Genomic DNA, 13,136 nt, shown 5'->3' with positions numbered 1-13,136 from the left:
TTGCTCCCACAGGTTGATGGGGCTACCTCATTAGAACGTGTACTCAAGCACGCCCATCACCGACGTTTGTAGCCTGCGCTCGACAATCGGGCTCTTGCCCGCTTCATCCGCCAGGTACTGCACATCGAGCAGGGTCGAGAATTCGGTGTGTTCGCTGATCGGCACGCTCCACACCAGGTTCAGGCCGTTGCTGATGTTGCCTGCTCCGGCCTTGTAGGCCTGGAAGCGGCTTTGCGCCGCTTGGCCGGTGGTCACGCCGTACCAGGTCTGCAGGTAGTTGCGGTCACCAAAATGGCTGCTGAGGCTGGCGTCGACCGAACCGTAGCGGCCGTCATAAAGGTTGGTGCCCAGGCTCAGTTCCAGGTGGGTGAAGGCCTTGCCGCTGTCCTTGTGGTCGTCTTCCTTGAGCGCGTGCTCCAGGGTCGCGCCGACGATTACACCGCCCAGGTTGTAGCTGGCACTTACCCCCACTTGCGGACGGGCCTTGATCTCGCCCATGCCCTTGAGTCGCTTGGAGCCGGCGTGCAGGCTTTCGTTCTTGTCTTTACGCGAACTGCTGGCGCCCACGTAGGTGCTGAAACTCAAGGCATTGCCTTCATACCCCCAGCCCAGGCCCTTGTCGGTGTCGAGGAAAATCCCCCACGGGCTGACGACTTTGCCGCCCAGCAGCGGCGCGCTCATGCGCTGGTCGCTGCCGCTGTAGCGCGGCGCGTTGGCGACGCCGGCCTTGAGGCTGTATTGCCAGTCTTCGGCCAGGGCGCGGTCGGCACCGGCCAGCAGGCACAGTGAGGAGAGCGACAGGCACAGGGTGGTCGAGCGCATAAGAATGTCCATCCAGGGGGTTAGAGAACCAGGGGTTTATGAGGGGATTGCGTGCGTTTGAAGGCGTAGCCCGAGGCGCTGAGGCCGTTGACCTGGCGGCTCACGGTGTCGCCCAGGCCATAGCCGTTACCGGCCAGCACCGCGTGGGCGTTGTCGACCGGCAGCAGGATGTAGTCGGTCAGCGGTTCGTCGTGTCGTTGGCCGCGCATCACCAGGAAGCCGTCTTCCAGGCGCACGCTGACACCGCTCAACGGTGCGTCGGGCTCATGGGTGTTGAGCACTTGATACGTGCCGATGGTGTCGGCCCAGGCCAGGGGCAAGGGCGGAGGCTCGATGCGCTCGCCGATGGCAATGCGTTGGCCGTGGCTGCGCGCGGTGAGCATCTGGCGGCCTTGCACCGTGACAACGTCCAACTGGATGCGGCTGAGTTCGCCGAGGTCCTTGAGCCAGAAGCCGAGGACTTTTTTCTGCGCGCGCAACCAGCCTTCGTCGTCGCGCAGCAACTCGAAATCGAAGCCGGCCAGCTCGCCAGCCAACCGGCTGTGGCCATCCTTGATGCGAAACACGCCCCAGGCGGTCGCGTAGAACCCGGCCAGGCGCTTGCGGTCGATGGCCGCCGGCACGTGGCGCAACTTGAGGCCATGGCTGGGCGCCTGGCAGTCATCGGCGCAGACTGCCTGGCCGGTTTGTGCCTGCAGCATCAGGCGCAGGGTGTCGGTGGCCACCGTGGCGACCAGTTCCTCGGCATGGCTGTCATTGGCCATGATGATCACGCCCAGTTGCTGGTCCGGCAGCAGGGTCAACTGTGCAGCAAAATCATCCCCTCCACCGCTGTGCTGGTAGGTGCGTATGGCGGGGCCGACCGGTTCGTCACCGCAGGGCGCGAGGAACCAGGCCAGGCCCACCTGGCAGTCGAAGTCCAGCGCGTTGCCGGTGTTTTGCTGGGTGAACATTTGCTCAATCGAGGCACTGCGCAGCAGCCGCTGATCTTTGTAGAGGCCGTGGGCAAACAGCATCTGCAGGTAGCGCGCGAGGTCCTTGGGGCTGGTCCACAAACCGCCTGCGGCGAGGTCGCGCACCTGGGCATCGGGGCTGGCGATGCCGTCCTCGTAGCCTTGGGCGCGGTAGTCCTGCGCGCTGCGGGTGCCGGTAAAACCCGACTGGTTCATCTCCAGCGGCTTGAGCAGGCTGTGCTGCAACTGGGCTTCGAAGCTGTTGCCGCTGGCGCGTTCGATGGCGGCCCCGACCAGCGCATAAGCAAGGTTGGAATAGGCCACTTGAGAGCCTGGTGGACTGCTCAGCCACACGCCCGAGACGCGCATCGGCATCTGGCCCATGGCGAAGTCGCTGCGCAGGTCGCGCAGGTGTTCGCTGGGCAGGCCGGATTGGTGGCTGAGCAACCGCCGCAAGGTGATATCGCGGTCGGCGGCGGCCGGGTCGGCATGAAAGCGCGAACGCACATGGAACTCGCGCAGGGTCTGCTGGATCGGCGCATCCAGGGCCAGCCGCTGTTGCTCCACCAGTTGCAAGGCTGCCGTAGCCGTCAGCAGTTTGGAAATGCCGCCGGCGCGAAACGCCGTGTTCGGCGTGACCGGCACGCCCCGCGCCTTGTCGGCCAGGCCGAAGCCGCGCGCCCAGATCAGTTCCTGGCCATTGACCAGGGCAATCGACAGGCCGGCCACGTTGTCGCGCGCCATGTCGCGCGGAATACGCGCCTGCAGGTAGCGAATGACGGCGCCGTAGTCACCCTTGGGAATCGGCGGCGGGGCCGGCGATTGCCCTTGGCAACCGAGACTGCCGAGCAGGCAACCCAACAGCGGAATACCGCGCAATGTGCGAAACATGAAGAGCACCCGGATGGCCGTTTGGATGCTCGAATGCTAGGGAAGCGCGGTCCGACAATCTTTGCGAGCTTTGTCGGGAAACTGTCAAAGACTGTTAACGGGTCAACCCCAGGCGCTCATGCCATTGGGCGATGGATTCTTCGGGGTATTCCTCGAACTGCAGGTCGCCCTTGCGCACGCTGACCTCGACCCAGGGCGCCTTCGAACCGAGCATCAGGTGCGTGTGTTGCGGCGGTACCGGCAAGGGCGTGTCGATGGCCGAGGCGAACGGGTGGATCAGTTCCGGCCATTCCGGGCTGAACAGCCACAGGGCGCTGCCGCACTGCGAGCAGAAGTGCCGCTCGGCGGTGCTGGCGTGGGCGCGACTGGCGCCGTCGGGCTTGAGCCGCGCGTGATAGATCGAAATCTGTTTGCGGCCCTGGACCTTTAAGCTCTGGGTGTCCCCGGCCAGGTTGATCGCGTAGCCGCCACCGCCTTGGGTCTTGCGGCAGATCGAGCAATAGCAACGCTGGTAAGGGTAGGGGTGGGCGCTGTTCAGGCTGAACGTCACGGCGCCGCAATGGCAGGATCCTTCGAGTTGCATGGGGCGTCTCCTCTGGCAAGGTGACTGCTGAGCTTAGGCGCTTTGCGGCATCAGCGTGGCGATCAATGCACGAATGGTCCCCGGCAGTGCTTCCAGCTCGCGTACCAGGATGCTGCGCTCGCGAATCGCCCAGGGCTCATCCAGCTTCACCGCCACCAACTGCATGGTGCGACTGTGCCGCACGGCGGCTGACTCGGGAATGATGCCGATCCCGACCCCGGCCTCGACCATCCGGCAGATCGCCTCGAAGCTCGACACCTGGATGCGCAGCGACAAATGTTTGCCCAGGCGTTCCACGTGCTCACGCAGGAAACTCAACAACGTGCTGCCTTCATGCAGGCCGATATGCTGGTAGGCGAGGGTTTGCTCCAGGGTCACCGAGGGCAGCTGCGCCAGCGGGTGGTCGACCGGCACCATCAGCACCAGTTCATCGGTGCTGAAGTGCAGCACCTGCAGACCCGCGGCCTCCACGGGGCCGGCGATGATGCCCATGTCGCTGGTGCCATCGAGCACGCCGCGCACGATATCGCGGGACAGGCGTTCCTGCAGGTCCACGGTCACACCGGGGCGCTGCGACAGGAAACCCGCGAGTACCTCCGGGAGGAACTCGGTGACCGCCGTGGTGTTGGCGAAGATGCGGATATGCCCGGCAGAATCGACGCCGTACTGGGTGAACTCACTCTTCAGGTAATCGACCTGGCGCATGATCAACCGCGCATGGTGCAGCAGCCGTTCGCCCGCCGGGGTGATCTCCACGCCACGGCTGTCGCGGTACAGCAGGCGCGTGTCGAGTTGGCCCTCCAGGGCTTTGATCCGCGCACTCGCGGCAGCCGGCGAGAGAAACGCACGCTTGGCGCCCTGGGTCAGGCTGGGGGATTCGGCGATATGGATAAACAGGCGCAGGTCGGCGAGATCAAAGTGCATGCAAGACACCTATTCGGGCAACGGTGATGGCAACAAGGCGCGGGCAGGCCAGCGCCTACAAGGAATACGCTTGTAAATGAGGCTGGCGTTCAGCATAACCGAACGCTGGTTTATTGAAATGCAAATTCTCAGAACGGGCACGCGCTTGCATGATCCGGGGCAGACACTCACTGCCCGAGGACCTGCACCCGATGAGCGCCACTGATTGGATCGGCCGAAGCGAAACCGCCCACGATCACCTGAGCCCCAACCTGCTCAGGCGAATCGCCGCCACCTTCGGCGAACCCGTGCCAGAGCAGGGTGCTGACCTGCCACCGCTGTGGCAATGGTGCTTTTTCCAGGACCCGCTGCCGGAGACTGCCCTGGGCACCGACGGCCATCCGGCCCGGGGCGGCTTCCTGCCGCCGGCCGACAATCGCAATCGCATGTGGGCCGGTGGGCGTATCGAGTTCCTGCACGCCTTGCGTGCCGGTGAGGCGGCGACGCGCGTGTCGACCATCACCCAGGTCGAAGAAAAGACCGGCCGCACCGGTTCGCTGCTGTTCGTCACCGTGCGCCACGACTACTCCCAGGACGGCCGCCTGGCCATCTGCGAAGAACAGGACATCGTCTACCGCGAACCGACGCCACCCAAGGCCGGCAGCGGCGATGCCCTGGCCCGGGGCGAGTGGAAAGAGGCGGTCGACCCGACGCCGACCCTGCTGTTTCGCTACAGCGCCGTGACCTTCAACGGCCATCGCATTCACTACGACCACCCCTACGTCACCGGCACCGAAGGCTATGCCGGGCTGGTGGTGCATGGTCCGCTGATCGCCACCTTGAGCTTGCGAGCTTTTTGCCGTGCGCATCCGGACGCGACCTTGCGCCATTTTGCCTATCGCGGCGTACGCCCGTTGATTGCGCCGCAGCCGTTTGAAGTCGGCGGGCGCGTGACCGCAGAGGGTGTCGCCGCGCTATGGGCGGGCAATGCGGACGGCCTCGCGCAGACCGCCGAAGTACGTTTCGAATAATCCAAGAACAACAGGCGGAGAGCCGTGACATGCACCCCAATGACAACGAAGAACTGAATGCCATCCGCGACGGTGTGCGCGCCTTGTGCGCCGAATTCGACGCGGCTTACTGGCGCAAGATCGATGAAGAAAAGGGCTTCCCCGAAGCGTTCGTCAAGGCGCTGACCGACGCCGGCTGGCTGTCGGCGATGATCCCTGAAGAATACGGGGGCTCCGGCCTGGGCCTGGCGGAAGCCTCGGTGATCCTCGAGGAGGTCAACCGCTGCGGCGGCAATTCCGGCACCGTGCACGGCCAGATGTACAACATGTTCACTTTGCTGCGCCACGGCAGCGAGGCGCAAAAACGCTTCTACCTGCCCAAGCTCGCCAGCGGCGAATTGCGCCTGCAGTCGATGGGCGTGACCGAGCCCACCACCGGCACCGACACCACCAAGATCAAGACCACTGCGATCAAGCGCGGCGACAAATACGTGATCAATGGCCAGAAGGTCTGGATCTCGCGGGTGCAGCATTCCGACCTGATGATCCTCTTGGCGCGCACCACGCCCCTGGCCGAGGTGAAGAAAAAGTCCGAGGGCATGTCGATCTTCCTGGTCGACCTGCGCGAGGCCATCGGCAACGGCCTGACCGTGCAGCCCATCGCCAACATGGTCAACCACGAGACCAACGAGCTGTTTTTCGACAACCTGGAACTGCCCCTCGATAGCCTGATTGGCGAGGAGGGCAAGGGCTTCAAATACATCCTCGACGGCCTCAACGCCGAGCGCACGCTGATCGCCGCCGAATGCATCGGCGACGGCCGCTGGTTCATCGAAAAGGCCAGTGCGTATGCCCGCGACCGCGTGGTGTTTGGCCGGCCCATCGGGCAGAACCAGGGCGTGCAATTCCCGATTGCCGAAGCGCATATCGAAATCGAAGCGGCCGACCTGATGCGCTGGCGCGCCTGCGAGGAATACGACAGCGGCCAGAACGCCGGGGCCAGCGCCAATATGGCCAAGTACCTGGCGGCCAAGGCGTCCTGGGAGGCGGCCAACGCCTGCCTGCAAACCCACGGCGGCTTCGGTTTTGCCTGTGAGTACGACGTCGAGCGCAAATTCCGCGAAACCCGCCTGTACCAGGTGGCGCCGATCTCGACCAACCTGATCCTGTCCTACGTGGCCGAGCACTTGCTCGAACTGCCACGCAGCTTCTGAGGCCCTGACCATGAGCCATACCCAAGCCCTGTGTCGGTTCCTTGCCGAGTTGCACTACGAACACTTGCCCGAGCCGGTGTTGGCGCGCACCGAAGACCTGTTCCTGGATTGGCTGGCGTCGGCGCTGGCCAGCCAGGGCGCACACCCGATTCCGTTGTTCGAGCGCTATGCGCAAAAGATGGGACCGAGCAGCGGCCCGGCGCAGGTGATCGTCAACGGTGGCAGCAGCAGTGCGTATTTCGCCGCGCTGGTCAACGGCGCCGCGTCGCATCTGGTGGAGCAGGACGACCTGCATAACAGCTCGGTGCTGCACCCGGCAACGGTGGTGTTTCCCGCCGCCTTGGCCGCGGCGCAGGACCTTGGCAAATCCGGCCGCGAGTTGCTGCTGGCCGCGGTGGCCGGTTATGAGGCCGGGATCCGCATCGGCGAATTCATGGGCCGTTCCCACTACCGCATCTTCCACACCACGGCCACCGTCGGCACGCTGGCGGCGGCCGTGGCGGTGGGCAAGTTGTTGGCGTTCAACCAAGAACAATTCATCAACCTGCTCGGCAGCGCGGGCACCCAGGCCGCCGGGCTGTGGGAGTTTTTACGCGACGCCGCCGACTCCAAGCAACTGCACACGGCCAAGGCTGCAGCAGACGGATTGCTCGCCGCTTACCTGACGGCGGATGGGCTGACCGGCGCGCGCAATATCCTGGAAGGCGACCAAGGCCTGGCGGCGGGCATGTCCACGGACGCCGAGCCGAGCAAGTTGTCGGCTGGCCTGGGCAGCCGCTGGGCGCTGCTGGAAACCTCCTTCAAGTTCCACGCCTCGTGCCGGCATACCCATCCTGCCGCCGATGCGCTGTTGGATTTGATGCAGCGCGAAGGCCTCAGCACCGCCGACATCAGCCACGTGCAAACGCGTGTGCACCAGGGCGCCATCGATGTTCTCGGGCGAGTGAACGTGCCGACCAGCGTGCACCAGGCCAAGTTTTCCATGGGCACCGTGCTGGGATTGATCGCCGTGCATGGCAAGGCCGGGCTCACCGAATTCCACGAACGGGCGTTGACTGATCCTGGCGTGGCGGCGTTTCGCGACAAGGTCAGCATGACCCTCGATCCCGAAGTCGACCGCGCCTATCCGCAGCGCTGGCTGGGCCGCGTCACCGTCACCACGGTGGACGGGCGCACGCTGCACGGCGCCATCGACGAGCCCAAGGGTGATCCGGGCAACACCTTGAGTCGCGCGGAACTGGCCGACAAATTCCAGCGCCTCACCCAGTTCAGCGCCGCGCGCACACCGGCCCAGGCCGACGCATTGATCGCCAAGGTCTGGGATTTGCGCAACGCCGCGTCCATGGCCGATTGGCTTTGAGGAAGGAATTGTCATGAGCAACCAACGACCGCTGGACGGCATCACCGTTGTCAGCCTGGAACATGCGATTGCCGCGCCATTTTGTACCCGCCAACTGGCGGACCTCGGCGCCCGCGTGATCAAGATCGAACGCCCCGGGGCCGGCGATTTTGCCCGAGGCTACGACGAACGCGTGCGCGGGCTGGCCTCGCATTTCGTGTGGACCAACCGCTCCAAGGAAAGCCTGACCCTGGACCTCAAGCAGGACGAGGCCGGCGATATCCTCGAAGCCCTGTTGGCGGATGCCGACGTGCTGGTGCAGAACCTTGCACCCGGTGCGGCGGCGCGCATGGGCTTGTCGTTCGAGGCGCTGCACGAGCGTTTTCCTCGGCTGATCGTCTGTGATATTTCCGGCTATGGCGAAGGCGGGCCCTACGAGAAGAAGAAAGCCTACGACCTGCTGATCCAGAGCGAAGGCGGCTTTTTGTCAGTCACCGGTGGCCCTGGCGAAGACCAGATGGCCAAGGCTGGTTGCTCCATCGCCGATATCTCCGCCGGCATGTACGCCTACAGCGGCATCCTCTCGGCGCTGCTGCTGCGTGGCAAGACCGGCAAGGGCAGCCGCATTGACGTGAGCATGCTCGAAAGCCTGGTGGAGTGGATGGGCTACCCGATGTATTACGCGTTTGACGGCGCACCGCAGCCACCCCGTGCCGGCGCGGCGCATTCGACGATCTACCCGTATGGGCCGTTTCCCACCGGCGACGGCGGCACGGTGATGCTCGGCCTGCAGAACGAGCGCGAATGGGCGGCGTTCTGCGACAAGGTGCTGCTCACCCCGCAATTGGCCACGGACGAGCGCTTCAGCGCCAACTTCAAGCGCTCGGCCAACCGTGAGGTGCTGCGCCAGATCATCGTCGACAGTTTTGCGCAGTTGGATGCCGAGGCGCTGATCCAGCGCCTGGAAGACGCGCAGATCGCCAGCGCGCGCGTCAACGACATGCAAGGCGTGTGGGACCACCCGCAACTCAAGGCGCGTGATCGCTGGCGTGAAGTCGACAGCCCGGCCGGTCCGCTGCCGTCGTTGCTGCCACCAGGGCGCAATGCGGCGTTTACCCCGCGCATGGATGCCGTTCCTGCGTTGGGCCAGCACAGCCAAGCGATTCTCGACCAGCTCGGCTTCAGCGCCGAAGCCATTGAAACCCTGAAAACACGCGGCGTCATTTGACCCCGCACCCTTTGTAGGCGCCGGCGTGCCGGCGATGGCGTCCTTGAGTCTTGGTTTGACCTCTGGGCCGCTATCGCTGGCCAGCCAGCGCCTACCGGGGGGCGATAACAAGGAAATTGTGTGATGCCAAACCCTCTTGTGCGCTCGGCGCTGTTTGTTCCCGGTAGCCGGCCGGAGCGCTTTTCCAAGGCGCTGGCCAGTGGTGCCGACGCGGTGATCGTGGATTTTGAAGATGCGGTGGAAGAACCCCTCAAGCGTCAGGCGCGGGATAACCTCGCGGCATTTTTGACCGCCAATCCCAGCGCCCAGGTCTGGGTGCGCATCAACGCGCCGGAGCATGCCGAGCACTTCGAAGATGTGGCGTTCTGCAAAGCCCATGCAAATGTGGCCGGCGTGTTGTTGCCGAAGGTGGAAAGTGCCGCCCAGGTCGCCGTGGTGGCCGCCACCGGCAAAGTGATCTGGCCGATTATCGAGAGTGCGCGCGGTTTGTTGGCCGTGGCTGAAATCGCCCGTGCGCCGCAGGTGCAACGCCTGTCGTTCGGTGGCCTGGACCTGGCGCTGGACTTGAACCTCAGCAGCCATTCGCCGGCCGCGCAGTTCGCCCTCGACCAGGCGCGCCTGGCGTTGATCGTGCATTCGCGCGCGGCGGGTTTGGTGGCGCCGCTGGATGGCGTGCACCCGGCCATCGATGACCCCGAGGGCCTGCGCCGTTCGATCCGGCATGCGTATGAAATGGGCTTTGCCGGCGCGCTGTGCATTCATCCCCGGCAGGTGGCGGTGATCCACGAGGCGCTGGCGCCGAGCGCGGCAGACCTGGCCTGGGCCAAGCGCGTGGTAGACGGCGGCGCCGACGGGGCAGGGGCCTATCAAGTCGATGGGCAGATGGTCGATGCGCCGGTGCTGTTGCGTGCGCAGCGACTGCTGGCTGCGCATAAATAAACCACACAACCCCAGCTGTAGGCGCCGGCCAGCCAGCGCCCGGATTGGATCTTCGTTGTGTGCCGGAGCCGCGTTCGTCCACGCCGAACGCAGGTATCTAAAATTCGAAATTCACTACACGCATGACATCAGGCACCTTGCCCTACAACACAACAATAAGAAGGTGATTTCCCATGCTCAAGCTTTCCCGGGCGCTGCTGTGCGCCGCCACCTTGTTCGCTGCGGGCCTGGCCCAGGCGGCGGATCCGATTGTCATCAAGTTCGCCCACGTGGTCGCCGAAAACACTCCCAAGGGCCAGGGCGCGTTGCTGTTCAAGAAACTCGCCGAAGAGCGCCTGCCGGGCAAGGTCAAGGTCGAGGTGTACCCCAACTCGTCGCTGTTCGGCGATGGCAAGGAGATGGAGGCGCTGCTGCTGGGCGACGTGCAGATGCTGGCGCCGTCGCTGGCCAAGTTCGAGCAATACACCAAGAAAGTGCAGATCTATGACCTGCCGTTCCTGTTCAACGACCTCGCTGCCGTCGACCGTTTCCAGGCTGCCCAGGGCAAGGCCCTGCTGACCTCGATGCAGGACAAGAACATCCTCGGCCTGGCCTATTGGCACAACGGCCTCAAGCAACTCTCGTCCAACAAGGCCCTGCATGAACCCAAGGACGCCCGTGGCCTGAAGTTCCGCGTGCAGGCCTCCAGCGTGCTTGAAGAGCAGTTCAAGGCGATCCGCGCCAACCCGCGCAAGATGAGCTTCGCCGAGGTGTACCAGGGCTTGCAGACCGGCACCGTGAATGGCACCGAGAACACCTGGTCGAACTATGAGAGCCAGAAGGTCAACGAGGTGCAGAAGTACTTCACCGAGTCCAATCATGGCCTGATCGACTACATGGTGATCACCAACGCCACCTTCTGGAACGGCCTGCCGCCGGACATCCGCAGCACGCTGGAGCAGATCATGGTCGAGGTCACCGTCGAGGTGAACAAACAGGCCGAGGCGCTGAACCAGTCGGCCAAGCAGAAGATCGTCGACGCCAAGACCAGCGAGATCATCGAGCTGACCCCCGAGCAACGCCAGCTGTGGCGCGAAGCCATGCGTCCGGTGTGGCAGAAGTTCGAGGGTGAGATCGGGGCTGACCTGATCAAGGCAGCCGACGCTTCCAACCAGTAATTGATTGCTGAAACAAACCCGACTCCTGTGGGAGCGGGCTTGCCCGCGATGGCATCACCTCGGTGTTCCTCAAAGACCGAGTCGCCCGCATCGCAGGCAAGCCAGCTCCCACATTGATCCGGTTTCGTCAGTGACTTGTCGTGAATACCCCCGTCCAGTTTCGCGAGGTTTTGCCATGCAAACGCTAAGGCGCGTCTGGGAGCACCTGGAGGAAGGCTTTATTGCTTTCCTGCTGGCCGCCATGACCCTGGTGACATTCGTCTACGTCATGCTCAACAACATCTACACGCTGTTCTTCTCCCTGGCCGACAAGTGGGCCTTGAGCAGCAATTTCTTCAATGCCCTGGGCGACCACACCATGACCTGGGCCCAGGACATGACCTGGAGCGTGGCGCTGACCAAGGCGATGTTCGGCTGGTTGATCTTCTTTGGCATTTCCTACGGCGTGCGCACCGCCGGCCATCTGGGCGTGGACGCCTTGGTCAAACTGACCAAGCGCCCGGTGCAACGCGTGCTCGGGATGCTCGCGTGCCTGTGCTGCCTGGCCTACGCCGGGCTGTTCATGGTCGCCAGCTACAAGTGGGTCAGCGCGGTGATGACGGCCCATATCGGCGCCGAGGACCTCGACCAGTACGGCGTCGACGTCGGCGACATCGTGATCATCGTGCCGATCGGCTTTGCCCTGGTGTTTATCCGCTACTTGGAAATTTTCTACCGCATCTTTACCCACCGTCAGGTCGGGTTGGGCCTGGCCGACGAGGCTGGTGAGGCCAGCAAGTTGGCTGGCAGCCATGAGGAGCGTCACTGATGGCCGTGCTCTGTCTATTCCTGCTGTTGTTCGTGTTCATGTTCCTCGGCGTGCCCATCGCGATTTCCCTGGGCCTGTCCGGCGCGGTGTCGATCCTGATGTTCAGCCAGGACTCGGTGAGTTCGCTGGCGATCAAGCTGTTCGAAACCTCGGACGCCTACACCTTCCTGGCAATTCCGTTCTTCCTGCTGTCCGGTGCGTTCATGACCACGGGCGGCGTGGCGCAGCGCCTGATCGACTTCGCCAACGCCTGTGTCGGGCATATCCGTGGCGGCCTGGCGATTGCGGCGGTGCTGGCGTGCATGCTGTTCGCGGCGCTGTCCGGCTCGTCACCGGCGACGGTGGCGGCGGTGGGCTCGATTGCCGTGGCGGGAATGGTGCGCTCCGGTTACCCGAAGGAATTCGGCGCGGGAATCATCTGCAACGCCGGCACCCTGGGCATCCTGATTCCGCCGTCGATCGTGATGGTGGTGTACTCGGCGGCGACGGAAACCTCGGTGGGCAAGCTGTTCATGGCCGGGGTGATTCCCGGCCTGCTGCTGGGGCTGATGCTGATGGTCGCGATCTACATTGTCGCGCGCATCAAGAAGCTGCCGGCGCAGCCGCGCGTGACCTTTCGTGAGTGGCTGACCTGCGCACGCCGTGCATTCTGGGGCCTGTTGCTGCTGGTGATTATCCTCGGCGGCATCTACAGCGGCATGTTCACCCCGACCGAAGCGGCGGCGGTGGCGGCGGTGTACTCGGCGTTTGTCGCGCTGTTCATCTACAAGGACATGACGTTTCGCGACTGCCCCAAGGTGCTGCTGGAGTCCGGGCGCCTGGCGATCATGCTGATGTTTATCATCGCCAACGCCATGCTCTTTGCGCATGTGCTGACCACCGAGCAGATCCCGCAGGAAATCACCGCGTGGGTGATCTCCGAAGGGCTGACGCCGATCGGCTTTCTGATCATGGTCAACATTGTGTTGCTGGTGGCGGGGAGCTTCATGGAGCCGTCGGCAATTGTGCTGATCCTGGCGCCGATCTTTTTCCCGATTGCGATGAAGCTGGGCATTGACCCGATTCACCTGGGGATCGTGATGGTGGTCAACATGGAAATCGGCCTGGTCCACCCGCCGGTCGGGTTGAACCTGTTCGTGACCTCGGCGGTGACCGGCCTGAGCCTCGGGCAGACGATTCGCGCGGCGTTGCCGTGGCTGATGATCCTGCTGGTGTTCCTGATCATGGTCACGTACCTGCCGTTCATCTCACTGGCGTTGCCGCACTGGCTGGGCATGTAACCGGCGAAA

At 63.9% G+C, this 13,136-nt stretch carries 12 protein-coding genes; 8 read left to right on the top strand and 4 right to left on the bottom strand.

Going from position 1 to position 13,136, the window contains the following annotated elements:
• Nucleotides 1-30 precede the first annotated feature (30 nt).
• From AC07OJ_RS05430 to AC07OJ_RS05415, 4 genes are all read right to left on the bottom strand, one after another.
• Nucleotides 31-822, bottom strand: coding sequence for a MipA/OmpV family protein (locus AC07OJ_RS05430; protein WP_083221476.1), 792 nt, complete (start codon nt 820-822; stop codon nt 31-33).
• 20 nt (nt 823-842) lie between these two features.
• On the bottom strand, nt 843-2,666 hold the full coding sequence (locus AC07OJ_RS05425) for a serine hydrolase domain-containing protein (protein WP_495094148.1): 1,824 nt from the start codon (nt 2,664-2,666) through the stop codon (nt 843-845).
• Between the two features lie 94 nt (nt 2,667-2,760).
• Nucleotides 2,761-3,249, bottom strand: a complete 489-nt coding sequence (locus AC07OJ_RS05420) for a GFA family protein (RefSeq protein ID WP_495094147.1) — start codon at nt 3,247-3,249, stop codon at nt 2,761-2,763.
• A 33-nt stretch (nt 3,250-3,282) separates the two neighbouring features.
• Entirely contained in the window at nt 3,283-4,173 is an 891-nt protein-coding gene (locus tag AC07OJ_RS05415; RefSeq protein ID WP_065907961.1) for a LysR family transcriptional regulator, read from the bottom strand.
• A gap of 191 nt (nt 4,174-4,364) precedes the next feature.
• Between AC07OJ_RS05415 and AC07OJ_RS05410 the strand changes: the two genes are divergently transcribed.
• From AC07OJ_RS05410 to dctM, 8 genes are all read left to right on the top strand, one after another.
• Nucleotides 4,365-5,183, top strand: a complete 819-nt coding sequence (locus AC07OJ_RS05410; protein WP_495094146.1) for an HTD2 family dehydratase — start codon at nt 4,365-4,367, stop codon at nt 5,181-5,183.
• A gap of 29 nt (nt 5,184-5,212) precedes the next feature.
• Nucleotides 5,213-6,376 (top strand): acyl-CoA dehydrogenase family protein, encoded by a 1,164-nt coding sequence (locus tag AC07OJ_RS05405; RefSeq protein ID WP_106803645.1) that lies wholly within the window; start codon nt 5,213-5,215, stop codon nt 6,374-6,376.
• Nucleotides 6,377-6,386: 10 nt separating this feature from the next.
• Entirely contained in the window at nt 6,387-7,736 is a 1,350-nt protein-coding gene (locus AC07OJ_RS05400) for an MmgE/PrpD family protein (protein WP_495094145.1), read from the top strand.
• Nucleotides 7,737-7,749: 13 nt separating this feature from the next.
• A complete protein-coding gene (locus tag AC07OJ_RS05395) occupies nt 7,750-8,943 on the top strand; it encodes a CaiB/BaiF CoA transferase family protein (protein WP_065907967.1) in 1,194 nt (397 codons plus the stop codon).
• 123 nt (nt 8,944-9,066) lie between these two features.
• A complete protein-coding gene (locus AC07OJ_RS05390) occupies nt 9,067-9,882 on the top strand; it encodes an HpcH/HpaI aldolase/citrate lyase family protein (RefSeq protein ID WP_201144872.1) in 816 nt (271 codons plus the stop codon).
• 173 nt (nt 9,883-10,055) lie between these two features.
• Entirely contained in the window at nt 10,056-11,039 is a 984-nt protein-coding gene (locus AC07OJ_RS05385; protein ID WP_495094144.1) for a TRAP transporter substrate-binding protein, read from the top strand.
• Nucleotides 11,040-11,214: 175 nt separating this feature from the next.
• Nucleotides 11,215-11,847, top strand: coding sequence for a TRAP transporter small permease (locus AC07OJ_RS05380; RefSeq protein WP_065907970.1), 633 nt, complete (start codon nt 11,215-11,217; stop codon nt 11,845-11,847).
• Complete coding sequence (dctM, locus tag AC07OJ_RS05375; RefSeq protein WP_495094143.1) at nt 11,847-13,127, top strand: C4-dicarboxylate TRAP transporter large permease protein DctM; 1,281 nt, start codon at nt 11,847-11,849, stop codon at nt 13,125-13,127. Before AC07OJ_RS05380 ends, dctM begins: the two co-directional genes overlap by 1 nt.
• Nucleotides 13,128-13,136 lie beyond the last annotated feature (9 nt).

The organism is Pseudomonas sp. GW821-FHT09C08 (assembly GCF_059418125.1).
This window is presented reverse-complemented; position numbering and strand designations above follow the sequence as displayed.